The sequence below is a fragment of the Streptomyces sp. NPDC093071 genome (genome assembly GCF_044754545.1).
Classification (GTDB): domain Bacteria; phylum Actinomycetota; class Actinomycetes; order Streptomycetales; family Streptomycetaceae; genus Streptomyces.
Genome location: NZ_JBIVPH010000003.1, coordinates 1,221,533 through 1,243,200, shown reverse-complemented (window position 1 = coordinate 1,243,200; position 21,668 = coordinate 1,221,533). Strand labels below are relative to the sequence as shown.

Annotated in this window: 18 protein-coding genes and 1 rRNA gene; 10 read left to right on the top strand and 9 right to left on the bottom strand. The window is 72.5% G+C overall.

Annotated features, from left to right (window positions below):
• Positions 1 to 92, top strand: a 5S ribosomal RNA gene (gene rrf, locus ACIQD7_RS16865); the annotation flags it as partial.
• A gap of 83 nt (positions 93 to 175) precedes the next feature.
• Here rrf and ACIQD7_RS16860 read toward each other — a convergent pair.
• From ACIQD7_RS16860 to ACIQD7_RS16840, 5 genes are read right to left on the bottom strand one after another with little or no spacing between them, the layout of a single operon-like run.
• Positions 176 to 1,486, bottom strand: coding sequence for a DUF58 domain-containing protein (locus tag ACIQD7_RS16860; RefSeq protein WP_402442316.1), 1,311 nt, complete (start codon positions 1,484 to 1,486; stop codon positions 176 to 178).
• 12 nt (positions 1,487 to 1,498) lie between these two features.
• The gene (locus tag ACIQD7_RS16855) at positions 1,499 to 2,482 is read right to left on the bottom strand and encodes an AAA family ATPase (RefSeq protein WP_402442314.1); all 984 of its coding nucleotides are present in this window, start codon (positions 2,480 to 2,482) and stop codon (positions 1,499 to 1,501) included.
• On the bottom strand, positions 2,479 to 3,714 hold the full coding sequence (locus ACIQD7_RS16850) for a DUF4350 domain-containing protein (RefSeq protein ID WP_402442312.1): 1,236 nt from the start codon (positions 3,712 to 3,714) through the stop codon (positions 2,479 to 2,481). Before ACIQD7_RS16850 ends, ACIQD7_RS16855 begins: the two co-directional genes overlap by 4 nt.
• Positions 3,711 to 4,403: a DUF4129 domain-containing protein gene (locus tag ACIQD7_RS16845; RefSeq protein WP_402442310.1), complete on the bottom strand. Its 693-nt coding sequence runs from the start codon at positions 4,401 to 4,403 to the stop codon at positions 3,711 to 3,713. The genes ACIQD7_RS16850 and ACIQD7_RS16845 overlap by 4 nt, the downstream gene beginning before the upstream one ends.
• 4 nt (positions 4,404 to 4,407) lie before the next feature.
• Positions 4,408 to 5,622 carry a hypothetical protein gene (locus tag ACIQD7_RS16840; RefSeq protein WP_402442308.1) on the bottom strand — a complete coding sequence of 405 codons (1,215 nt, stop codon included), beginning with the start codon at positions 5,620 to 5,622 and terminating at the stop codon, positions 4,408 to 4,410.
• A gap of 332 nt (positions 5,623 to 5,954) precedes the next feature.
• On the opposite strand from ACIQD7_RS16840, the gene mtrA reads away from it, so the two are divergent.
• From mtrA to ACIQD7_RS16810, 6 genes are all read left to right on the top strand, one after another.
• On the top strand, positions 5,955 to 6,632 hold the full coding sequence (gene mtrA / locus ACIQD7_RS16835; RefSeq protein ID WP_010356958.1) for a two-component system response regulator MtrA: 678 nt from the start codon (positions 5,955 to 5,957) through the stop codon (positions 6,630 to 6,632).
• 1 nt (position 6,633) lies between these two features.
• A complete protein-coding gene (gene mtrB, locus ACIQD7_RS16830) occupies positions 6,634 to 8,676 on the top strand; it encodes an MtrAB system histidine kinase MtrB (RefSeq protein ID WP_402442306.1) in 2,043 nt (680 codons plus the stop codon).
• Entirely contained in the window at positions 8,666 to 10,528 is a 1,863-nt protein-coding gene (locus ACIQD7_RS16825; protein WP_402442305.1) for an LpqB family beta-propeller domain-containing protein, read from the top strand. The genes mtrB and ACIQD7_RS16825 overlap by 11 nt, the downstream gene beginning before the upstream one ends.
• Before the next feature lie 166 nt (positions 10,529 to 10,694).
• On the top strand, positions 10,695 to 11,498 hold the full coding sequence (locus ACIQD7_RS16820; protein WP_402442303.1) for a ComF family protein: 804 nt from the start codon (positions 10,695 to 10,697) through the stop codon (positions 11,496 to 11,498).
• 295 nt (positions 11,499 to 11,793) lie between these two features.
• The gene (gene hpf / locus ACIQD7_RS16815) at positions 11,794 to 12,489 is read left to right on the top strand and encodes a ribosome hibernation-promoting factor, HPF/YfiA family (RefSeq protein ID WP_205613953.1); all 696 of its coding nucleotides are present in this window, start codon (positions 11,794 to 11,796) and stop codon (positions 12,487 to 12,489) included.
• Positions 12,490 to 12,686: 197 nt separating this feature from the next.
• Complete coding sequence (locus tag ACIQD7_RS16810) at positions 12,687 to 13,439, top strand: response regulator (protein WP_383408260.1); 753 nt, start codon at positions 12,687 to 12,689, stop codon at positions 13,437 to 13,439.
• 31 nt (positions 13,440 to 13,470) lie between these two features.
• On the opposite strand, the gene ACIQD7_RS16805 is transcribed toward ACIQD7_RS16810, so the two are convergent.
• A complete protein-coding gene (locus ACIQD7_RS16805) occupies positions 13,471 to 14,640 on the bottom strand; it encodes a winged helix-turn-helix domain-containing protein (protein ID WP_402442301.1) in 1,170 nt (389 codons plus the stop codon).
• 66 nt (positions 14,641 to 14,706) lie between these two features.
• Positions 14,707 to 15,291 carry a GNAT family N-acetyltransferase gene (locus ACIQD7_RS16800; RefSeq protein WP_121833396.1) on the bottom strand — a complete coding sequence of 195 codons (585 nt, stop codon included), beginning with the start codon at positions 15,289 to 15,291 and terminating at the stop codon, positions 14,707 to 14,709.
• Positions 15,292 to 15,530: 239 nt separating this feature from the next.
• Here ACIQD7_RS16800 and secA point away from each other — a divergent pair, with 239 nt between their 5' ends.
• Positions 15,531 to 18,335 carry a preprotein translocase subunit SecA gene (gene secA / locus ACIQD7_RS16795; protein WP_121833395.1) on the top strand — a complete coding sequence of 935 codons (2,805 nt, stop codon included), beginning with the start codon at positions 15,531 to 15,533 and terminating at the stop codon, positions 18,333 to 18,335.
• 62 nt (positions 18,336 to 18,397) lie between these two features.
• On the opposite strand, the gene ACIQD7_RS16790 is transcribed toward secA, so the two are convergent.
• Entirely contained in the window at positions 18,398 to 19,225 is an 828-nt protein-coding gene (locus ACIQD7_RS16790; RefSeq protein WP_402442299.1) for an Rv3235 family protein, read from the bottom strand.
• Between the two features lie 456 nt (positions 19,226 to 19,681).
• Here ACIQD7_RS16790 and ACIQD7_RS16785 point away from each other — a divergent pair, with 456 nt between their 5' ends.
• On the top strand, positions 19,682 to 20,188 hold the full coding sequence (locus ACIQD7_RS16785) for a DUF6912 family protein (protein WP_402442297.1): 507 nt from the start codon (positions 19,682 to 19,684) through the stop codon (positions 20,186 to 20,188).
• A 68-nt stretch (positions 20,189 to 20,256) separates the two neighbouring features.
• Positions 20,257 to 20,916, top strand: coding sequence for an HAD family hydrolase (locus tag ACIQD7_RS16780; RefSeq protein WP_402442295.1), 660 nt, complete (start codon positions 20,257 to 20,259; stop codon positions 20,914 to 20,916).
• Between the two features lie 30 nt (positions 20,917 to 20,946).
• Here ACIQD7_RS16780 and ACIQD7_RS16775 read toward each other — a convergent pair whose 3' ends face one another.
• Complete coding sequence (locus ACIQD7_RS16775; RefSeq protein WP_121832668.1) at positions 20,947 to 21,501, bottom strand: DJ-1/PfpI family protein; 555 nt, start codon at positions 21,499 to 21,501, stop codon at positions 20,947 to 20,949.
• Positions 21,502 to 21,668: the final 167 nt, after the last annotated feature.

Sequence of the window (21,668 nt, the reverse complement as noted above, 5' to 3'; positions counted from 1 at the left end):
CGCCCGGTTACATTCCGAACCCGGAAGCTAAGCCTTTCAGCGCCGATGGTACTGCAGGGGGGACCCTGTGGGAGAGTAGGACACCGCCGAACAATTTTTAGCCTCAACCCCCAGACCATGTCTGGGGGTTGAGGCATTTTTGCGTTCAGCCCCCTTTTCAGGGTTCCGCTGAGTTTCAGAGACGGCCGGCCGCCTTCAAGGCCAGGTACGCGTCCGCCAGGGCCGGAGGCAGGTTCTCGGGGGTGGCGTCGACGACCGTGACGCCGTGGCGCCGGAGCTGATCCGCCGTGCGGGTGCGCTGGGACTGTGTCTGGGTGGCTGCGGCAGCCTCGTACACGCCCTCGACCGTGCCGCGGTTCGCGGCCATGCGGGCGATGTGCGGATCGGCTACCGAGGCCACGAGGAGCGTGTGGCGCTGGGTGAGCTGCGGCAGGACGGGGAGGAGGCCCTCCTCGATCGGAGCGGCGTCGAGGCCGGTCAGCAGGACGATCAGGGAGCGGCGGGGAGCACGGGAGAGCGCGGTCGCGGCCAGGCCGCGGGCGTCGGTCTCCACCAGTTCCGGTTCGAGCGGCGCCAGGGCGTCGACGACGGCGGGCAGGACGTCGCCCGCGGAGCGGCCCTGGACCTGGGCGCGGAGGCGGCGGTCATAGGCCAAGAGGTCCACGCGGTCGCCGGCGCGGGAGGCGAGCGCGGTCAGCAGGAGGGCCGCGTCCATGGAGGCGTCCAGACGCGGGACGTCGCCGACGCGGCCGGCCGAGGTGCGACCGGTGTCCAGGACGATCAGGACGTGGCGGTCGCGCTCGGGGCGCCAGGTGCGGACGGCGACCGCGGTCTGCCGGGCCGTGGCACGCCAGTCGATCGAGCGGGTGTCGTCGCCGGGCACGTACTCGCGGAGGCTGTCGAACTCGGTGCCCTCGCCACGGGTCAGCACACTGGTGCGGCCGTCGAGTTCACGGAGCCGGGCCAGGCGTGACGGCAGGTGCTTGCGGCTGGCGAACGGGGGCAGGACGCGGACGGTCCAGGGAACCTCGTGGCCGCCCTGGCGGGCCGCGAGGCCGAGGGGGCCGTACGAGCGGACCGTGATCCGTTCGGCACGGCGGTCGCCCCGGCGGGTCGGGCGCAGGCCCGTGGTGAGGCGGCGGCGTTCGCCGGCGGGAACGGTCAGCCGGTGGCGCGAGGAGGCCTGTTCGGTGCCGGGGAGCCAGCTGCTGGGCGGCCAGGCGTCCCGGAGCTGGGCGCGCAGGCGGCGGCGGGACGGGTTGGCGACCGTGAGCTGGACTTCCGCCGCGTCACCGAGTCGAACGGATGTGTCACCGCTTCGGGTGAATTGGAGCGTTCGTACTGGCGCGGCCAGGGCGTAGTCGCACAGTATTGCGAGTGAGAGGGGCGCGTTCACCGCGAGCATCCCCGTCCAGCTGGGGGCGAGGATGCCGACGGGGAGCGATCCGAGGGCCGCGAGCAGCGCGGTTCGTCCGGTGAGGGCCATGGGGCGCCGTTCTCAGCGGGGGACGGGGACGTGGGCGAGGATCGAGTGGATGACGGAGTCCGGGGTGACTCCCTCCATCTCGGCCTCGGGCCGCAGGTGGATGCGATGACGCAGGGTGGGGAGAGCGAGGGCCTTCACGTCGTCCGGGGTGACGTAGTCCCGGCCGGTGAGCCAGGCCCAGGCGCGGGCGGTGGAGAGCAGGGCGGTGGCGCCTCGGGGAGAGACCCCGAGCGTGAGCGAGGGGGAATCACGCGTGGCACGGCAGATATCGACGACATAGCCGGCGATCTCGGCGGAGACCGAGACCTTGGCGACGGCGGTCCGGGCGGCTTCCAGCTCGGCGGGGCCCGCGACGGGACGGACGCCGGCGGCCTTCAGGTCGCGGGGGTCGAAGCCCTCGGCGTGACGGGTGAGGACCTGGATCTCGTCCGCGCGTGAGGGCAGAGGGACCGTCAGCTTCAGCAGGAACCGGTCCAGTTGGGCCTCGGGGAGGGGATAGGTGCCCTCGTACTCGACGGGGTTCTGGGTCGCCGCGACCAGGAACGGTTCGGGCAGCGGGCGCGGGGTGCCGTCGACCGTGACCTGACGTTCCTCCATGGCCTCCAGGAGGGACGACTGGGTCTTCGGGGGCGTCCGGTTGATCTCGTCGGCGAGCAGCAGGTGGGTGAAGACCGGGCCCGGCTGGAAGGAGAACTCGGCAGTGCGGGCGTCGTAGACCAGGGAGCCGGTGACGTCGCTCGGCATCAGGTCGGGGGTGAACTGGACGCGCTTGGTGTCGAGTTCGAGCGCGGCGGCGAGCGCGCGGACCAGCAGGGTCTTGGCGACTCCCGGGACGCCTTCGAGGAGGACGTGTCCCCGGCAGAGCAGGGCGACGACGAGACCGGTGACGGCGGGGTCCTGGCCGACCACGGCCTTCGCGATCTCGGCGCGCAGGGCTTCCAGGGAGGCGCGGGCGCCGTCCGAGTTCGTGGCGGGCTCGGGGGTCGGGGCGCTCATGAGGTGCGTACCTCTCTTTCGAGGGCGTCGAGTTGGTCCGCCAGGCGGATGAGGGTGGAGTCGTCGGCGGGGGCCGGGCCGAAGAGGAGGTGCTGGGGATCCGCGGTGGTCCCGGAGAGACGGGCGGAGAGCGCGGGGAGGAGGAGTTCGGGGGAGTGGGCGTCCCGGGTGGCGACGCCGAGGAGCGGGGCGAGGCGGGTGCGGGTCGCGGTGCGCAGGACGGAGGCGGCGCGGTCGCGGGCGTTGGCCTTGCGGTAGAGGCGGGCGCGACCCTCGGTGGTCTCGGAGGCGCGGACGGCGACGGGGAGTCGTTCGGTCACCAGGGGGCCGAGGCGGCGGCCGCGCCAGACGGCGGCGAGCAGGGCCGCGAGCGCGAGCTGGAGCGTGCCCCACAGCCAGCCTGAGGGGATGAGTGAGAGGAAGTTTCCGGTGGTGTCGTCTTCGGACGCGTCGGCGGAGGCGTCGTACAAGGAGGGGAGGTACCAGACGAGATGGGGCCGGGAGCCGAGGAGTTGCAGGGCGAGCGAGGCGTTGCCCTGCTGGGCGAGACGGGTGTTGTGGAGGATGTCGGGCGAGCCGAGGAGGACCGTGTCGGTGGTGCCGGGGCCGGGGAGGCGGACCAGGGTCGGCCGGCCCCCGGAGGGGTAGCAGGAGTCGGCGGTGGTGCCGGGGGCGACCTCGTAGCGTTCGCCGCCCAGGTCGACGCTGCCGGCGCGGGTGGCTGCGGGCAGAGTGCAGGCGGGGTCGAGGTTCGTGACGGTGGTGCCGGGGGCGCCGGTGACTCCCGGGGCCAGGGTGCCGAGGGAGGGGGAGCCCGCGCCGAGGAGGACCGTGCGTCCGGCGGAGTTCTCCATGGTCGAGCGGAGCGTGGACCGCTGGGCGTCCGTCAGCAGGTCCGGGGCGGTGACCAGGAGGGTGGTTCCGGAGTTCGTGGCCGCCGTGGCCTCGTCGAGGGTGGTGGCGAGGGTGAGCGTGACGCCCCGCTGCTTGAGGAGTTCGGCGACGGCACGGCTGCCGTGGGGTTCGGTGGAGCGGGGGTCGAGGGCGCCGTGGGCGTCGGCGGAGCGGACCGTGGCGAGGACGAGGCCGCCGATCAGGACCAGGGCGACGACGAGGGCCGTGCCGCGGACGCGGGTCCAGATCCGGCGGGCGGAAGGGGCGGTCGACGTGGTGCCGGCCGGTGCGGTGGCCGTGCTGTCGGGTGTCGGGGTGCCGGTGGCCGCGCCGTTCATGCGGGCGTTCCCGTGGAAGGGGCGTCGAGGGCGGGGCGGGTCCGCTCCAGGGCGGTGTCCAACTCCTCGACGCGGCGGTACGCGGGCTCGTCGGCGGTGCGGCCGCCGTACGTGACGTCGTCGAAGGTGCGGGCCGCGAGCCGTAGGTCGTCCGCGTGGGAGGGGAGGGAGCGGCCCGCCTCGGCGGCCGCTTCGTCCGCCGTGCGGCCGGGGCGGGGGTCGAGCAGGGCGCGCTCTTCGAGGGAGCGGACGACGGCCCGCATCCGTTCCTGGACGGCTTCGTTCCAGCGGCCGGCGGAGGCGTGGCGGGCGGCGGTCGCCCGGTGGTCGCGGGCGGAGCGGGGGCCGTCCGCGAAGAGGGAGTCGCCCGTGGTGGCGGGCATGCGCCGGGGGGTGCCGAGGCGCCACCAGAGGGCGGCGGCGAGCGCGATCGCCACCAGGGCGATGACGAGGAGGCCGAGCACCCCGCCCGGGGCGGCCCCGGACGCGGAGCCGAAGAGGGCGTCGAGCCACTCCCAGAAGCGGTTCAGGCCCCGCTGGAGGAGGCTCGGATCGTTCTCGTGGTACATCGGCCTGGACAGCTCCCGCTCCGCCGCCTCGCGGGCGGGGACACGGGAGACGTCCACCGGTACGTCGCCGTCGGCGCGCAGGCGTGCCAGGGCCGTGACCGCGCCCCCCGTGCCCGTCACGGCATCAGCCCCCGACGGCCTTGTCGCCGGGTGCGGGGCCGGGGTCGGGGCGGTCGGCGGCCCGGATCAGTTCGAGGTCCAGGGCCTCCCGACGGATGCGCTGGTCCACGTAGAGGAGGACCGTCACGCCGGCGGAGATCGGGTAGGTGACCGCGCCGGTGATCACGCCGCCGATGCCGGTGACGATCAGGAACGGCCAGCCGAAGGTCTCGGCGGAGCCGGAGGAGAGGGCGGAGAGGGCCTCGCCGTCGACCACGAAGCCGATGGCGATGAACGGGATCGAGATGATCAGCGTGAACACGTTGGTCAGCAGCTGGATGAGCAGGGTGATGCCGAAGATCCGCCACCACGAGCCCCGCACCAGCTTCGCCGAGCGCTTCAGGGCCTGGACGATGCCTCCGCGTTCCAGTATCAGGGCGGGGGAGGCGAGGCTGAAGCGGACCATCAGCCAGATGTCGACCAGCAGGGCGGCGAGGCCGCCGAGGACGGCCAGGGCCACGCCCGGGGCGCCGCCGATCACGAGACCGGGGAGCAGGCCGACGAGCATGATGCCCGTGCCCATCACCGCGAGCAGCAGGGTCAGGCCGAGCAGCCGGGGCAGGTGCGGGCGGGCCTCCCGCCAGGCGGTTCCGAGCGAGATCGGGCGGCCGAGGACCGCGCGGCCGGCGACGACGGCCAGCAGGGCGCTGCTGACCATCAGCACCACCAGGGCCACGACCGTGTCCGGGCCCAGGCCGATCAGGGAGGACCGGGCCGAGTCGACGAGCTGGTCCAGCTCCTCGGCGGATGTGGCGTCCGGGCTGAGCGGCGGGGGCGCCGGGACGAGATAGCGCTGGACCAGGGTGTGGGTGACCTGGGCGAGCACCGCGAGCGCGGCGGTGATCGGCAGGATCGTGCGCCAGTAGGAGCGGAGGGTCTTCACCGAGCCGTCGAGGATCTCGCCCACGCCCAGCGGGCGCAGCGGGACCACACCGGGCTTCGCGGCCGGCGGCCTGCCCCACTGGGCGCCGGGGGGCGGCGCTCCCCAGTTCCGGCCGGGGCCGGGGGGCGGCGTCTGGCCGGTGGGCGGGGACCACCGGCCGGCGGGCGGCTGGTCCTTGGACCACTGGGAGGTGGAGCCGTTCACGTCGGCCGGGCCGGCGGGCCGGGGAACGCCGGAGCCTTCCTGGCCGCCGGAAGGGGCGGATCCGGGCGAAGTCCAGCCCGGAGTGTCGTTCACGGTCGTCCACCTCGTGGGAATGGTCGCGGTGCCGGATCGGCGAACCGGCTCGGTCACGGCGGCCGACACCTGAACCACGGCGGCGGGCCGGGTGCCATCGTGCCACGCGGGGCCCACCCGTGGGCGGGAGCGGCCTCGTCCTTCGTAGCTTCGTCCGGACCTTCATTGTGAGGACGGCAGGCGGCACACTGTGCGGATGCCCGATCCGGCCGCGCGAACCGTGCGGCAGCGGGCCGAGCGGGTCGTTCTCCACAAGATCACGACCCTGACAGGGGGAGACGCTGTGGGACAGGTCACGGCAGGTAACGATTGGCTAATGGGATGATGTCGATATGAAGGGACGCGTTCTTGTCGTCGACGACGACACCGCACTGGCCGAGATGCTCGGCATCGTGCTGCGGGGTGAAGGGTTCGAGCCGTCGTTCGTCGCGGACGGTGACAAGGCGCTTGCCGCTTTCCGAGAGGCGAAGCCCGACCTGGTGCTGCTGGACCTGATGCTGCCCGGCAGGGACGGCATCGAGGTGTGCCGGCTCATCCGGGCCGAGTCGGGAGTGCCGATCGTCATGCTCACGGCCAAGAGCGACACGGTCGACGTGGTCGTGGGCCTGGAGTCCGGCGCCGACGACTACATCGTGAAGCCGTTCAAGCCGAAGGAGCTCGTCGCCCGCATCCGGGCGCGGCTGCGGCGGTCCGAGGAGCCGGCTCCGGAGCAGCTCACCATCGGTGACCTGGTCATCGACGTGGCCGGGCACTCCGTGAAGCGGGACGGGCAGTCCATCGCCCTGACCCCGCTCGAGTTCGACCTCCTCGTCGCGCTCGCCCGCAAGCCGTGGCAGGTCTTCACGCGTGAGGTCCTCCTGGAGCAGGTGTGGGGCTACCGGCACGCGGCCGACACCCGGCTGGTGAACGTGCACGTCCAGCGGCTGCGCTCGAAGGTCGAGAAGGACCCCGAGCGCCCGGAGATCGTGGTGACCGTCCGTGGCGTCGGTTACAAGGCGGGACCGAGCTGACATGAGTACGGGCAGTACTGCTCCGAAGCCCGGGGACCCGGGAAGCCGTACGGGGCGGGCTGCCGGACCGGGGCGGGGGGGCTCGCGTTCCGGCCGTCCGCCGCGCGGCGCGCGGCTCCTCCAGGACGGTTCGCGGGGAGGGCGGTTCTTCCGGCTCTTCGCGCGCTGGATCCGCCGGCCCCTGCTGCCCGCCGTGCGCCTGTGGCGGCGGAACATCCAGCTGCGGATCGTCGCGGGCACCCTGCTGATGTCCCTCGGGGTCGTGCTGCTGCTCGGCATCGTCGTCATCGGACAGGTCCGCAACGGGCTGCTCGACGCCAAGGAGAAGGCCGCCCAGGGCCAGGCCGCCGGCGGGTTCTCCGCCGCGCAGGACCGGGCGGCGACCACCCCCGCGACGCCCGGGCAGCCGGACGGCGGGCGGGACGGCGCCTCCGTGAACTGGCGCTCCACCCTGGTCGAGCAGCTGGCCAGCGGCGGTCAGAGCGCCTTCAACGTGGTCGCGCTCTCCCTCGACACCGGTGACACCGCGAGCCGTGGCGTCCGCGCCTCCGGCGAGGTCGACCCGGCGACGAGCATTCCCCGCGAACTGCGGCACTCGGTGGCCCAGGGCACCGACACCTTCCAGAAGTTCACGCGGATCCACTACACCAGCAGCAAGGCGTCCGAGCCCGGCCTGGTGATCGGCAAGCGCCTGAACGACGCCGAGGGCACCCAGTACGAGCTGTACTACCTCTTCCCGCTGACCCAGGAGGAGGACTCCCTCGCCCTGGTCAAGGGCACCCTGGCGACCGCCGGACTGTTCGTCGTCGTGCTGCTCGGGGCCATCGCCTGGCTCATGGTGCGCCAGGTCGTCACGCCCGTGCGGATGGCCGCCGGGATCGCCGAGCGGCTCTCGGCCGGGCGCCTCCAGGAGCGGATGAAGGTCACCGGCGAGGACGACATCGCGCGGCTCGGCGAGGCCTTCAACAAGATGGCGCAGAACCTCCAGCTCAAGATCCAGCAGCTGGAGGAGCTGTCGCGGATGCAGCGGCGGTTCGTCTCGGACGTCTCGCACGAGCTGCGCACCCCGCTGACCACGGTCCGGATGGCGGCCGACGTCATCCACGAGGCCCGGGTCGACTTCGACCCGGTTACCGCACGCTCCGCCGAACTCCTCGGCGACCAGCTCGACCGCTTCGAGTCGCTGCTCTCCGACCTCCTGGAGATCAGCCGCTTCGACGCGGGCGCGGCCGCCCTGGAGGCCGAACCGATAGACCTGCGGCAGGTCGTGCGCCGGGTCATAGGCGGCGCCGAGCCGCTCGCCGAGCGCAAGAACACCCGGATCGTGGTCGTCGGCGACCAGCAGCCGGTGGTGGCCGAGGCGGACGCCCGCCGCGTCGAGCGGGTGCTGCGCAACCTCGTGGTCAACGCCGTCGAGCACGGCGAGGGACGGGACGTGGTGGTGAAGCTGGCCGCCGCGGGCGGGGCCGTCGCCGTCGCCGTCCGCGACTACGGCGTCGGGCTGAAGCCGGGCGAGGCGACCCGGGTGTTCAACCGCTTCTGGCGGGCCGACCCGGCCCGTGCCCGGACGACCGGCGGCACCGGCCTCGGCCTGTCGATCGCCGTCGAGGACGCCCGGCTGCACGGCGGCTGGCTCCAGGCCTGGGGCGAGCCCGGCGGCGGTTCGCAGTTCCGGCTCACCCTGCCGCGGACGGCGGACGAGCCGCTGCGGGGCTCCCCGATACCCCTGGAGCCCGAGGACTCGCGCCGCAACCGCGAGCAGGCGGCCGTCGGCCACGCGCGGGAGAACGGCCGCCGGACGGCGGTGCCGACGCAGTCCGGCGGGGACCGGCAGGCGCTCCCGGTGCCGCCGGGGCTGCCCGGGGCACCCCGGGCGACCGTCGACCCGACGGCGCTGCCCGGAAGCGGCGCCCGGGTGGTGCCGCGGCCGGCGACGGACGCGGACGGCCGCGGGCCGGGCACGGCGACCGCCGGCCGGAACGGCGGCGGGGACGGCGCGGGCAACGGGAACGCGGAGCAGGAGGGTGGGACACGTGGGCGCTGACTCCCGAGCGGAGCACGCGGGGCGGGGACGGGTCGCGCGAGTGACGCTGCTGGCCGCGTGCGGCACCCTTCTGGCGGGCGGCTGCGCGTCGATGCCCGACAGCGGGGAAGTACAGCAGGTGAAGGGCTCCAACACGGGCGACTCGCAGGTACGGGTCTACGCCGTCGCCCCCCGCGAGAACGCGGACCCGGACGAGATCGTCGACGGCTTCCTGGAGGCCATGACCAGTGACGACCCCGGTTTCGCCACCGCCCGCAAGTACCTGACGAAGAAGGCCGCGGGCAGCTGGAAGCCGGAGCAGAGCATCACCGTGCTCGCCACCGCGCCCAACCGCAAGCAGGCCGACCGCAACGCCGACCCCGACAAGGAGGGCCGGGTCTACCCGCTCGCCGGTCGCAAGATCGCGACGGTGGACGCCCGCCACGCGTACCAGCCGATCAGCCCCGCCGACTACCTGTGGTCGATCCAGGTCGTGCAGGAGCCGACGGGGAACGGCAAGGGCAAGGAGTGGCGGATCGACAGCCTCCCGCCCGGCCTGGTCCTCGGCGAGGCCGACTTCCTCCGCAACTACCGCTCGGTCAACAAGTACTACTTCGCCTCCGGGGAGGACTGGGTCGTCGCCGATCCCGTCTACATCCGGCAGCGGCAGGATCCGGTCACCCGGATGGATCCGGTGACCCAGACCGTCAAGGCGCTGCTCGACGGCCCGACGAACTGGCTGAAGCAGGCCGTCGACTCCAGCTTCCCCTCCCGTACGACGCTGCAGAAGGACGTCACCACCCTGGCGACGGACGACCAGTCCACGCTGAAGGTGCCGCTCGACTTCAAGGGGAACCGGGCCGACGGGGTGGCGTGCCGACGGATGGCGGCGCAGTTGCTGTTCACGCTGCGCGACCTGCCGTCCGTACGGGTCGAGCAGGTGGAGCTCCTGGACAAGCAGGAGTCGCTGTGCCGGCTCGGCAAGGGGCAGGCGGCCGAGTTCGCGCCGGTCCGGGAGACCGACCTCGACGAGAAGCCGTACTTCGTCGACGAGCAGGGCCGGCTGAAGAAGCTGGTGGTCGCGGGCAAGGAGACGGCCGCGCCGGTCGACGTGCCGGGACCGCTCGGCAAGGGCCCGGTGGCGCTCGGTTCGATCGCCGTCGACCGGGGCGAGAGCCGGGCGGCCGGGGTCGACAAGAACGGCCGGCGGCTGTTCGTCTCCTCGATCACCATGGAGCAGGCCGCCCAGCCGCCCGTCCTGGAGAGCAAGGGCGTCCGCCCGGAGGACCGGCTGTCCGCGCCCAGTTGGGGCGGCCGGGGCGACCTGTGGGTGGCCGACCGCGATCCGGCCAAGCGGCGGCTGTGGATGGTGCCGGGCGGTACCGGGCAGCCCGTCGAGGTCCGCACGCCGTGGCTGGAGGAGGACCGGATCGAGTCGCTGCGGGTCTCCGCCGACGGCGTCCGGATCGCCCTGGTGGTCAGGCACGGCGAGCGCACCACCCTCCAGATCGGCCGGATCGAGCGGCAGACGACGGACGAGGAGAGCACCGTCTCGGTGGTGGACCTCCAACCCGCCGCGCCCCGGATGGAGTCGGTCACGGCCGTCTCCTGGGCCGGGCCCAGCCGGCTCGTCGTGGTCGGCAAGGAGGCGGGGGGCGTGCAGCAGATCCGCTACCTCCAGACGGACGGCTCGACCTCCACGACCTCGCTGCTCCCCGGTCTGAACGGGGTGAGTTCGGTGTCCGCGCCGCACACGGAGTCGGTGGACACGCCGATGGTGGCCGACTCCGAGGACGGCATCGTCCGGCTGCCGCCGGGGACGAACTGGCAGCCGGTGGTGAAGAGCGGGGACTCGCCGGTCTATCCCGGCTAGGCCCGTCCGTCCGGGGCCTCCTCCCGGTGCGGGCACCGGCCCGCGCGGGGCGTACCTGACGTACTCCGGGGCCCACGGGGCCTTCGGCGAGCGCCGTTTCCGCCGCTCGCCGCAGGGGTTTTCCACAGGGGTGGCCGGAGGGCGCCGGAAGGCGCACAGTGGAGCCATGCGGGGGTGGTGGCGCGAGATCGCCGGGCTGGTCCTGCCGGTCGCCTGCGGAGGCTGCGGCAGACCGCGGACCGAGTTGTGCCCGAAGTGCGCGCGGGCGCTGACCGGGACCGCGCCGCGCCGGGTGCGGCCGGAGCCCGAGCCCGCCGGGCTGCCCGCGGTCCACGCGGCCGCGCCCTACGCCGACGCCGTACGGGAAGTGCTCCTCGCCCACAAGGAGCGCGGGGCGCTCGCCCTCGCCGGGCCCCTGGGCGGCGCCCTGGCCGGTGCCGTGGAGGCCGCCGCCGGGGCCTTGGCGGGGTCCGGGGACGGGCCGCTGCTCCTCGTACCGGTGCCGTCCTCGCGGCGCTCCGTGCGGGCGCGCGGGCACGATCCGACGCGGCGGATCGCCCTGGCCGCGGCCGGGCGGCTGCGGCGGGCGGGGCGGGACGTGCGGGTGGTGCCCGTGCTGCGGCAGCGGCGGTACGTGGCGGACCAGGCCGGGCTCGGGGCGCGGGGGCGGCTCGCGAACCTCTCCGGTGCCCTGGAGGTCGTGCCGGGCGGCGCGCGGCTGCTCGCGGCGGGAACGGTGGTGCTCGTGGACGACCTGATGACCACCGGAGCCTCGCTGGCGGAGGCGGCCCGCGCCCTCGGAGCCGTACAGCTTTCGTTCATTTCTGAAATACCGCACGGTTTAGCGGCCGCTTCCGCGCAGCACGGATTCGAACAGCGGGCGGCGGCTGTGATTGCATCCTCTCCCGCTTCGTTCGAAATAAACCGGAACTCTTCGAGATCTTGGATCGTTGCAGGTGGTGAGAGGTGAAAACGCCCGAACGGAGGTATGTCGCGGTAGCGGGTGCCGACACCCGTCCGAAGGGGCTATGTTCGGTTGTGAGGAATGGCGAAAGCCGTCTCCTCACCGAATACATGGTTGCGCCTCTGGACAGGAGTTCAGGGCGAATTAACCTCCTGTCGAAGGGGTGGGGATCTTCCCGACCGGGGAGGAGGAGGTGAAAGTCGCCGAGTCCGAGCTCCGGTAATCCATCCGGAGTCTGGTGCAAAGGGAGATGCCCGGCGGCCGAGGAGCCGATCCGGGCGATCCGGGAACGGAGTTCTGCGTGGACATCGTCGTCAAGGGCCGCAAGACCGAGGTGCCCGAGCGGTTCCGCAAGCACGTGGCCGAGAAGCTGAAGCTGGAGAAGATCCAGAAGCTCGACGGCAAGGTGATCAGCCTCGACGTCGAGGTGTCCAAGGAGCACAACCCGCGGCAGGCCGACCGGTCCGACCGCGTGGAGATCACCCTCCACTCCCGCGGCCCGGTGATCCGGGCGGAGGCTGCGGCAGGCGACCCGTACGCAGCGCTCGACCTCGCCAGCGACAAGCTCGAGGCGCGACTGCGCAAGCAGCACGACAAGCGGTACACCCGCCGTGGCAACGGCCGGCTGTCGGCCGCCGAGGTCGGTGACGTCGTGCCCGGCGTCGCCCAGTTCGACGGGGACGGACGGCTCGTCGTCGACGAGGGCGACGAGGTGCCCACCAAGATGGTGGGCTCGATCGAAGTCCAGGGCGACGGCCCGCTGGTGGTCCGGGAGAAGACCCACACGGCCGCACCGATGACGCTCGACCAGGCGCTCTACGAGATGGAGCTGGTCGGGCACGACTTCTACCTCTTCGTCGACTCCGACACCAAGCAGCCGAGCGTCGTCTACCGGCGACACGCGTACGACTACGGCGTCATCCACCTGGAGAGCGATCCGCTCGCCGAGAGCGACCCGCTCGCCGACGGCGGCGCCGGCGGTGCGCTCGGCGGCTGATCGCCGCCCCGCGCCCTTCCCTTCCCACGGTGCCCCTGGAGCGCCCGACGCGCCCCCAGGGGCACCCCCGTGCGCCCGAGGATCGAACCGCATCCGCCCGGGCATGAAATCATGGCGTGCACGCCAACCCGTGCTTCCTGGGCACGGGTTGGAGGACCGGAAACGAATTCAGGCCACGGCCTTCAGGGGGAGGAACGATGGCGGACAGCTTCGGGCCGGTGCTCAGCGGGCACGAGCACGGTGAGTCGGTCCCGGAGGGATCGGATTCGGACAGCGGAACGTTCCGCAAGGAGCCGATCCGGGTCCTCGTCGTGGACGACCACGCCCTTTTCCGACGCGGTCTGGAGATCGTCCTCTTTCACGAAGAGGACATCCAGGTCGTCGGAGAAGCCGGCGACGGGGCCGAGGCCGTCGAGAAGGCGGCCGATCTGCTGCCCGACATCGTCCTGATGGACGTGCGGATGCCCCGGCGTGGCGGCATCGAGGCGTGCACCACCATCAAGGAGGTCGCCCCCAGCGCGAAGATCATCATGCTGACGATCAGCGACGAGGAGGCCGACCTCTACGAGGCGATCAAGGCGGGGGCCACCGGCTACCTCCTCAAGGAGATCTCCACCGACGAGGTCGCGACGGCGATCCGCGCGGTCGCGGACGGGCAGTCCCAGATCAGCCCCTCCATGGCGTCCAAGCTCCTCACCGAGTTCAAGTCGATGATCCAGCGGACCGACGAGCGCAGGCTCGTGCCCGCGCCCCGGCTGACCGACCGCGAGCTGGAGGTCCTCAAGCTCGTCGCGACCGGGATGAACAACCGGGACATCGCCAAGGAGTTGTTCATCTCGGAGAACACCGTGAAGAACCACGTCCGGAACATCCTGGAGAAGCTTCAGCTGCACTCCCGGATGGAGGCCGTGGTCTACGCGATGCGGGAGAAGATCCTGGAGATCCGCTGAGGTACCCCGGTCTGCCGAGGGACTTCGGGCCTCAGCCCAGTTCCCTGATCAGGTCCGGGGCCAGGGCCGGGAGGTTCACGCGGTCCGGGAGCACCGTCACCGTGTCGCAGCCGACCCACTCGGCCGCCTCGCGCAGGGCGCGGGCCACCGCCGGGACCGCCTTGGGGCCGTCCAGGGTCACCTGGCGGGCCACGAGCGTCCGGCCCTCGCGGGCCGGGTCCACCCGGCCGACCAGACGGCCCCCCGCCAGGACCGGCATCGCGAAGTAGCCGTGGATCCGCTTCTGCTTCGGCACGTACGCCTCCAGGCGGTGCGTGAAGCCGAAGATCCGCTCCGTGCGGGCCCGCTCCCAGATCAGCGAGTCGAACGGCGAGAGCAGCGTCGTGCGGTGTCGGCCGCGCGGCTCGGTCGCCAGGGCCGCCGGGTCCGCCCAGGCCGGCTTCCCCCAGCCCGCCACCGTCACCGGCACGAGCCCCGACGCCTCGACCACCGCGTCGAACTGCTCGCCCTTGAGCCGGTGGTAGTCGGCGATGTCCGCGCGCGTGCCCACGCCGAGCGCCTCGCCCGCCTGCCGCACCAGGCGCCGCACGCACTCGGTGTCGTCCAGGTCGTCGTGGAGCAGCGCCCCGGGGATCGCCCGCTCGGCCAGGTCGTAGACCCGCTTCCAGCCGCGCCGCTCGACCACCACCACCTCGCCGTGCATCAGCGCCCGCTCCACGGCGATCTTGGAGTCGGACCAGTCCCACCACTCGCCCTTGTTCTTCGCGCCGCCCAGCTCGGTCGCCGTGCGCGGGCCCTCGTCCCGCAGCTGGGAGATCACCTTGTCGTACGCCCCGGGCGACAGCTCGTGGCCCCAGTGCGGGCGGCCGCGGTAGGCGCGCCTGCGGAAGGCGAAGAGCGGCCACTCCTCGACGGGCAGCACGCAGGCGGCGTGCGACCAGTACTCGAAGGCGTGCGTCCCCGTCCAGTACGCGTCCTCCACCGTCGTGCGGCCCACGGCGCCCAGGCGCGCGTACGGGATCAGCTCGTGCGAGCGGGCCAGGACCGAGATGGTGTCGAGCTGGACCTGGCCGAGGCTCCGCAGCACTCCGCGCACACCGGCGCGGCGGTCGGGCGCACCCAGGAACCCCTGGGCGCGCAGCGCGATCCTGCGGGCTTCGTCGGCGGACAGTTCGGCGGCGGGGCGCGGCACAGACGTCATGGACCGCACCCTAGGCCCCGGCACTGACAGCGGGAGCGGGATCGCGTCAGCCGGAGCGGGACCGCGTCAGGCCGCCGGCAGGTCGCGCGCGGGGAGGTACGGCAGGGGGCTGGGCAGGCCGAAGTCGGAGGGGAGCAGGGCGCCGACCCAGGCGTCCCGGAGCGTGCCCTTGTTGGGCAGGGCGGCGCGCTGGGTGCCCTCCATGACGAAGCCGACGCGCTCGGCCACCGCGCGCGAGCCGGTGTTGCCCACCTCGGCGCGCCACACCAGGCGCGTGCAGCCGAGGCCGGTGAAGGCCCAGTGGGCCAGGGCGCGGACGATCTCCGTCATGTAGCCGTGGCCGCGGTGGTCCGGGGCCAGCCAGTAGCCGACCTCCCAGGTGCCCAGGCCGCGGTCGCTCAGGGAGGCCGCGGCGAGCAGCGGGCCGCCGGCCAGCGGTTCGGCGACGAAGGGGTACTCGGTGTCCTCGCGCCAGCCGTCGGGCACCAGGCGGTTCAGGAAGAAGTCGGCGTCCTGGCGGGTGTAGGGGTCCGGGACGGTGGTCCAGCGGCGGATGGCGGGATCCTGGCAGATCGCGTACACGTCCTCGGCGTCGCCGGGGGTGGGGTTGCGCAGCCGCAGCCGGTCGGTGGTGAGGGTGATCGGTTCCATGGAGGGATTGTGGTGACCGGCCGGGGGCGAAGCGAACACTTTTCGGGTGGGGCGGCACCTTCCGCCCGCCTCGTGCGTTCTCATTCCGGGCGTGCGTACGGCTCCGGCACTGCGGGCCTCCCTGTGCGGGGGCGGTCTCGCTTACGATGGCCGTTGCGGTGGGGACCACCTGCCGTGCCCGCGCTCGTGTCCATGACAAGACCTAGTGCCAGGCCCGACCGGCAAGGAGACCAGCCTCAGTGTCCGTCTTCAACAAGCTCATGCGTGCAGGCGAAGGCAAGATCCTGCGCAAACTGCACCGCATCGCGGACCAGGTCAACTCCATCGAAGAGGACTTCGTCAACCTCTCCGACGCCGAGTTGCGGGCGCTCACCGACGAGTACAAGCAGCGGTACGCCGACGGTGAGAGCCTCGACGACCTGATGCCCGAGGCCTTCGCGACGGTGCGCGAGGCCGCCAAGCGCGTCCTCGGCCAGCGCCACTACGACGTCCAGCTGATGGGCGGCGCCGCCCTCCACCTCGGCTACGTCGCCGAGATGAAGACCGGTGAGGGCAAGACCCTCGTCGGCACCCTCCCGGCGTACCTCAACGCGCTCTCCGGCAAGGGCGTGCACCTGATCACGGTCAACGACTACCTGGCCGAGCGCGACTCCGAGCTCATGGGCCGGGTCCACCGCTTCCTCGGCCTGAACGTCGGCTGCATCCTCGCCAACATGACGCCGGCCCAGCGCCGCGAGCAGTACAACTGCGACATCACCTACGGCACGAACAACGAGTTCGGCTTCGACTACCTCCGCGACAACATGGCGTGGTCCAAGGACGAGCTCGTCCAGCGCGGCCACAACTTCGCCTGTGTCGACGAGGTCGACTCCATCCTCGTCGACGAGGCCCGTACGCCGCTGATCATCTCCGGCCCCGCCGACCAGGCCACCAAGTGGTACGGCGACTTCGCCAAGCTGGTCACCCGCCTCACCAAGGGCGAGCCCGGCAACCAGCTCAAGGGCATCGAGGAGACCGGCGACTACGAGGTCGACGAGAAGAAGCGCACCGTCGCCATCCACGAGGCGGGCGTCGCCAAGGTCGAGGACTGGCTGGGCATCGACAACCTCTACGAGTCGGTGAACACCCCGCTCGTCGGCTACCTGAACAACGCCATCAAGGCGAAGGAACTGTTCAAGAAGGACAAGGACTACGTCGTCATCGACGGCGAGGTCATGATCGTCGACGAGCACACCGGCCGCATCCTCGCCGGCCGCCGCTACAACGAGGGGATGCACCAGGCGATCGAGGCGAAGGAGGGGGTGCAGATCAAGGACGAGAACCAGACGCTCGCCACGATCACCCTCCAGAACTTCTTCCGTCTGTACGACAAGCTGTCCGGCATGACCGGTACGGCCATGACCGAGGCCGCCGAGTTCCACCAGATCTACAAGCTCGGCGTCGTCCCGATCCCGACGAACAAGCCGATGATCCGCAAGGACCAGTCGGACCTGATCTACCGGACCGAGGTCGCGAAGTTCGCCGCCGTCGTCGACGACATCGCGGAGAAGCACGAGAAGGGCCAGCCGATCCTGGTCGGCACGACCTCCGTCGAGAAGTCCGAGTACCTCTCGCAGCAGCTCTCCAAGCGCGGCATCCAGCACGAGGTGCTCAACGCCAAGCACCACGAGCGCGAGGCCAGCATCGTCGCCCAGGCCGGCCGCCGCGGCGCCGTCACCGTCGCCACGAACATGGCGGGACGCGGTACGGACATCAAGCTCGGCGGCAACCCGGACGACCTCGCCGAGGCCGAGCTGCGCCAGGCGGGCCTGGACCCGGTCGAGCACGTCGAGGAGTGGGCCGCGGCCCTGCCCGGCGCCCTGGAGCGGGCCGAGAAGGCCGTGAAGGCGGAGTTCGAGGAGGTCAAGGACCTCGGCGGGCTGTACGTCCTGGGCACCGAGCGCCACGAGTCCCGTCGTATCGACAACCAGCTCCGCGGCCGCTCCGGCCGTCAGGGCGACCCGGGCGAGTCCCGCTTCTACCTGTCGCTCGGCGACGACCTGATGCGCCTGTTCAAGGCGCAGATGGTGGAGCGCGTGATGGCCATGGCCAACGTGCCGGACGACGTGCCGATCGAGAACAAGATGGTCACCCGCGCCATCGCCTCCGCGCAGTCCCAGGTCGAGACCCAGAACTTCGAGACCCGCAAGAACGTCCTGAAGTACGACGAGGTCCTCAACCGGCAGCGCGAGGTCATCTACGGCGAGCGCCGGCGCGTCCTGGAGGGCGAGGACCTGCGCGAGCAGATCCAGCACTTCATGGACGACACGATCGACGACTACATCCGCCAGGAGACCGCCGAGGGCTTCGCGGAGGAGTGGGACCTCGACCGTCTGTGGAACGCCTTCAAGCAGCTCTACCCGGTGAAGGTCACCGTGGAGGACCTGGAGGACGCGGCCGGGGACCGGGCGGGCATCACCGCCGAGTTCATCGCCGAGTCCATCAAGGACGACATCCACGAGCAGTACGACGCGCGCGAGAAGCAGCTCGGCTCGGAGATCATGCGCGAGCTGGAGCGGCGCGTGGTCCTGTCGGTCCTGGACCGCAAGTGGCGCGAGCACCTCTACGAGATGGACTACCTCCAGGAGGGCATCGGCCTGCGGGCCATGGCGCAGAAGGACCCGCTGGTCGAGTACCAGCGCGAGGGCTTCGACATGTTCACCGCCATGATGGAGGGGATCAAGGAGGAGTCCGTCGGCTACCTGTTCAACCTGGAGGTCCAGGTCGAGCAGCAGGTCGAGGAGGTCCCGGTGCAGGCGCCCTCGCTCGACAAGGGCGACGCGGTGCCGGCCGGTGCCGGGCGTCCCGAGATCCGCGCCAAGGGGCTCGACGCCCCGCAGCGGCCGGACCGGCTGCACTTCTCCGCGCCGACCGTGGACGGCGACGGCGGGGTCGTCGAGGGCGACTTCGCCTCCGGCGAGCCGGACTCCGGCGACGGGCTGACCCGCGCGGAGCGGCGCAAGGCGCAGAAGAACGCGGGCGGCGGGCGTCGCCGCAAGAAGTGACGCGCTGAGCCTTCGGCGCGGGAGGGGCCGTTCACCCGGTGGGGTGGGCGGCCCCTCCGTCGTCATGTGCGGTGGGCGGCGGTCGCGCCCAGGCCGTCGAGCTCCACGGCCGCGCAGCGCCAGCGGTGGTCGGCGCCGCGTTCGAGGCGGAACGCCATCGCCCGGACGCGGGCGCCGGTGGCGACGGTCGCGAAGGCCTCGACGGCGCCCTGGGCGGGATGCGCCTGGATCGAGCAGCGGCGCAGGACCGGCCGGGGGCCGAGCGAGCGCAGGGGCGTCTCCGGGGCGAGCCGGACGAGCTGCTCGTACGCCTCGCCGAGGGTGTGCCCGAGCATCCAGTGCACCGGCCGCTCCCCGCTCAGGACGGCGAGCAGCCGCTCGGCGAAGACGGTGTGCGGGGGGAGCGCGTGGGGCACACCGCGCCCGGCCGTACGCGGCCGGGCACCGGCGGCCCCACGCGGCCGCGTCCCGGCGGGCCCTCCGGGGGCGGTACGGGGGCGGGGGGCGCGGCGGGTGGCGGCGGCGGTGGGGGCGGGGGCCTGGGCCTGGGCCGGGACCGTGGGGGCCGGGGCGGCCGGGGCCGGGGCTGTGGGGGTCGTGGTGAGCCCGGCGGCCGTGGAGGTGGCGGGCGGGGCCGTTGTGGAGGCGGTGGTCGAGGCCTGGGCCTTGGCAGGCCTGCTGATCGAGGCCGGGGCCGGGGTCGGGCTGGCGGCCGGGGCCGGAGCCGGAGCCAGGGGCGTGGGGGCCGTGGTCAGGGCCTTGGCGTGCCCGCCGGCCAGGGCCGGAGAGAGGGTGGTCGGGGTCGTGGCGGGCCCGCCGTCCGAGGTCGGAGCCGGGGTCATGCGGGTTGCGGTCAGGGCCGTGGCGGGGGCGGTCGGGGCCGTAGGCATGAGGGTTGCGGTCGGAGACGTGGCGGGCCCGGCGGCCGTGTCCGGGCCGGTGGCCGTGGCCGTGGTCGTGCTCGGGCCGGCAGTCGTGGTCGGAGAGGCGGTCCTTGCGGTCGGGGCCCCGGGCGTCGACGGTTCGGCGGGTCGCGGCGTCGCGGGCGGTGGCGTGAGGGTCGTGGTCATGGTGAGCCCCTGTTCGTTGCGTAACCGAGTGGTACCGGTCAGTAACTTTCGTTGGGGATCTTGTACGGCGGGGGGCCGGGGCGCCGCAAGGAGGCCGTCGTTCCGGGGTGGGGCGGAGGGAGATCACCTATCCGGGTGACGGGGGCGGAAATCGGCTCTTCGGGGGTCCTGCGTACGGGCGCGGGGGGTGGACGGGCGGCTCGTTCGGCCCGCCGCCCCGAAGGGGGACTCCGCACGTATCCTGAGGTCCTCTCCCTCTACGAAAGCGGCCAGCCGATGCGCGTCTACGTCCCCCTGACCCTCCCCGGTCTCGCACAGGCGCACAAGGCGGGCGAGCTGGGCCCCGGTCCGCTGACCGCCTACGCCGTCACCCCCGTGCTGCGCGAGTGGTACGTCTCCGACGACATCGAGGAGCTGGAGTACGCGGCGCTCGGCCGGGCCGCCGCCGCCTCCCTGCGGCTGCTCGCCGCCGACCCCGGGGCACCCCGGCGCCGGGTCGTCGTCGCCGTCGACGTGGCCGACGAGGACGCGGTCACGGACCCCGACCGCGGGCTCGACGCCGGTTCGATCGGCGAGGTCCGGATCGCCGGGCCCGTACCGCTGGCCAAGGCCGCGGCCGTGCACGCTGACGCGGACGACGCCGAGGCGGACGTCAGGGCGGCGGCGGACGCGCTGGGCGCGGCGGACCTCGGCGACGACGACGCGCGGTTCACCGTCGACGGGGTCGAGGACCACGAACTGCTGTGGTTCGGGGTGCAGGAGATCCCCGGGCTGCTGGGCTGAGGGTCACGGGAGGATCCCGAGAGGGCTCCGCACTCTTCGCCGTCGGAGGCGGCGGGTACCGTCCTTCCATGGGGAAGCACGGAAAACACCTGGTCTGGGACTGGAACGGCACGCTGCTCGACGACATCGACGCCGTCATCGGGGCGACGAACGCCGCCTTCGCCGAACTGGGACTCGAACCGCTCACGCTGGAGCGGTACCGCGAGCTGTACATGGTGCCGGTGCCGAAGTTCTACGAGCGACTCATGGGGCGGCTGCCCACCGACGCCGAGTGGACCCTCATGGACGGGGTCTTCCACCGGTACTACTGGGAGCGCGCCGAGCACTGCGGCCTGACCCTCGGCGCCGCCGAGCTGCTCGCCGCGCGCCAGGCGTCCGGCTTCACGCAGTCGCTGCTCTCGCTCGCCCCGCACGCCGACCTCGTGCCCCTCGTGCGGCGGCACGGGATCGCGGAGCGGTTCCTGCGCATGGACGGGCGGACCGACACCTCCACGGACGGGAAGTCCGGGCACATGGTGCGTCACCTGGCCGCCCTGGAGGGCATCCTGCCCGAGAGGGTGGTCGTCATCGGCGACGCGGCGGACGACGCGCTCGCCGCCGCGCACGTCGGGGCCAAGGCCGTGCTCTACACCGGCGGCTCGCACAGCCGCGCCTCCCTGGAGCGGGTGGGGGTGCCGGTGGTCGACTCCCTCGCGGAGGCGGTCGCCGTGGCGGAGGAGCTGGTCTAGCCCCTCCGCCACCACCTACGGGCGGAGCCCTCAGCCCCGCGACCCGAGCACCTTCAGGAACTCCCGCATCCAGACCGGATGGTCCGGCCACGCCCGCGAGGAGACGAGCAGCCCGTCCACCACGGCCGCCGTGTCCTGGAACGACGCCCCGGCCGCCTGCATGTCGAGCTCCAGGGCCGGGTAGGCCGTGACCCGGCGGCCCTCCAGGCTGCCGGTCGCCGCCGTCAGGAGCGGGCCGTGGCAGATCTGCGCGACCGGCTTGTCCGCGTCGAAGAAGGCCTTGAGGATCTTGCGGAGCTCCGGATCGTTCCGCAGGTACTCCGGCGCCCGGCCGCCCGGGATCACCACCGCCGCGTACGCCCCCGGGTCGACCTCCGAGAAGGCCAGGTCGGCGGGCCAGGTGTAGCCGGGCTTCTCGGTGTACGTGTCGAAGCCGGGCTCGAAGTCGTGGACCACGAACCGCAGCGTCTTGCGGGCCGGAGCCGCGATGTCGACCTCGTACCCCTCCTCCAGGAGGCGCTGGTAGGGATACAGCACCTCCAGCGACTCCGCCGCGTCCCCGGTCACGATCAGGATCCTCGCCATGGCTCTCCCAGCTCGCAGAAGGTCGGATGCCGTGCCAAGAGGACATGTGTCGCTGTCCATAACGTCAAACTTCCACCCCCTCTTTTGTACACATACGGCTCATGACGGTTCGGGGGTCGGGAGCGATAGGCTTTCGTCGTGATCAGCGCGATACGCCGAGGGGGCAG

What these genes read in the sequence shown, in the direction of transcription:
- ACIQD7_RS16860 (WP_402442316.1), bottom strand. Translation starts at nt 1,486, where the DNA reads ATGGCCCTCACCGGACGAACCGCGCTGCTCGCGGCCCTCGGATCGCTC.
- ACIQD7_RS16855 (WP_402442314.1), bottom strand. Translation starts at nt 2,482, where the DNA reads ATGAGCGCCCCGACCCCCGAGCCCGCCACGAACTCGGACGGCGCCCGC.
- ACIQD7_RS16850 (WP_402442312.1), bottom strand. Translation starts at nt 3,714, where the DNA reads ATGAACGGCGCGGCCACCGGCACCCCGACACCCGACAGCACGGCCACC.
- mtrA (WP_010356958.1), top strand. Translation starts at nt 5,955, where the DNA reads ATGAAGGGACGCGTTCTTGTCGTCGACGACGACACCGCACTGGCCGAG.
- mtrB (WP_402442306.1), top strand. Translation starts at nt 6,634, where the DNA reads ATGAGTACGGGCAGTACTGCTCCGAAGCCCGGGGACCCGGGAAGCCGT.
- ACIQD7_RS16820 (WP_402442303.1), top strand. Translation starts at nt 10,695, where the DNA reads ATGCGGGGGTGGTGGCGCGAGATCGCCGGGCTGGTCCTGCCGGTCGCC.
- ACIQD7_RS16810 (WP_383408260.1), top strand. Translation starts at nt 12,687, where the DNA reads ATGGCGGACAGCTTCGGGCCGGTGCTCAGCGGGCACGAGCACGGTGAG.
- ACIQD7_RS16805 (WP_402442301.1), bottom strand. Translation starts at nt 14,640, where the DNA reads ATGACGTCTGTGCCGCGCCCCGCCGCCGAACTGTCCGCCGACGAAGCC.
- ACIQD7_RS16800 (WP_121833396.1), bottom strand. Translation starts at nt 15,291, where the DNA reads ATGGAACCGATCACCCTCACCACCGACCGGCTGCGGCTGCGCAACCCC.
- ACIQD7_RS16790 (WP_402442299.1), bottom strand. Translation starts at nt 19,225, where the DNA reads ATGCCTACGGCCCCGACCGCCCCCGCCACGGCCCTGACCGCAACCCGC.
- ACIQD7_RS16785 (WP_402442297.1), top strand. Translation starts at nt 19,682, where the DNA reads ATGCGCGTCTACGTCCCCCTGACCCTCCCCGGTCTCGCACAGGCGCAC.
- ACIQD7_RS16780 (WP_402442295.1), top strand. Translation starts at nt 20,257, where the DNA reads ATGGGGAAGCACGGAAAACACCTGGTCTGGGACTGGAACGGCACGCTG.
- ACIQD7_RS16775 (WP_121832668.1), bottom strand. Translation starts at nt 21,501, where the DNA reads ATGGCGAGGATCCTGATCGTGACCGGGGACGCGGCGGAGTCGCTGGAG.